This window comes from Vibrio sp. YT-19(2023) (genome assembly GCF_033337395.1).
Genome location: NZ_JAWOQN010001004.1, coordinates 1 through 546 on the forward strand (window position 1 = coordinate 1; position 546 = coordinate 546).

Here is a 546-nt window from a genome sequence, read left to right on the forward strand (position 1 = left end):
AGTCTAATGATTACAGCAAGAAATCATCATCAATCGCGACGAAATTATCAGCACAATCAATCAAGGTTTGCGAGGTTAACCTTGGTACACCATAGACGGTGACCTTCTTGTTGTAGCGCTGCTGAATACGATCCACCAGCAAACTGAAGTCGCCACCACCAGAAACCAAAATCACGCGGTCAACATCAGGCGCAATCTCAATCGCATCGAGCGTGATACCGACATCCCAATCCCCTTTGGCGCTGCCATCTCGACGCTGAATGTAAGGCTTCAACATCACCTCAAATCCCACACCTCTTAGAATGTGATGAAACTGGCGTTGCTTCGGATCGTTACTGGCAATGGCATAAGCTTTTGCGCTTACTACTTCCTTTTCTTGTGTCGCGACATACCAAAACTGGTTGTAATCAAAGTTACTGCGATACGCTTCGCGACAAGTGTAATAAACGTTTTGAACGTCAACGAGAATGGCGATTTTTTCTTTGTGGTCTGATTGCATGGTGATCTCATACCGATAATTTGCCGCCTACCCTAAGCCAGATCGCT

At 46.0% G+C, this 546-nt stretch carries 1 protein-coding gene; it reads right to left on the reverse strand.

Translation table 11 applies throughout. The features are described from left to right. Nucleotides 1-10: 10 nt before the first annotated feature. Nucleotides 11-499 (reverse strand): NYN domain-containing protein, encoded by a 489-nt coding sequence (locus R7E78_RS29685; RefSeq protein WP_318059086.1) that lies wholly within the window; start codon nucleotides 497-499, stop codon nucleotides 11-13. Nucleotides 500-546: the final 47 nt, after the last annotated feature.

Bases quoted from the DNA above. Each gene is read 5' to 3' on its own strand.
- R7E78_RS29685 (WP_318059086.1), bottom strand. From the start codon at position 499: ATGCAATCAGACCACAAAGAAAAAATCGCCATTCTCGTTGACGTTCAA.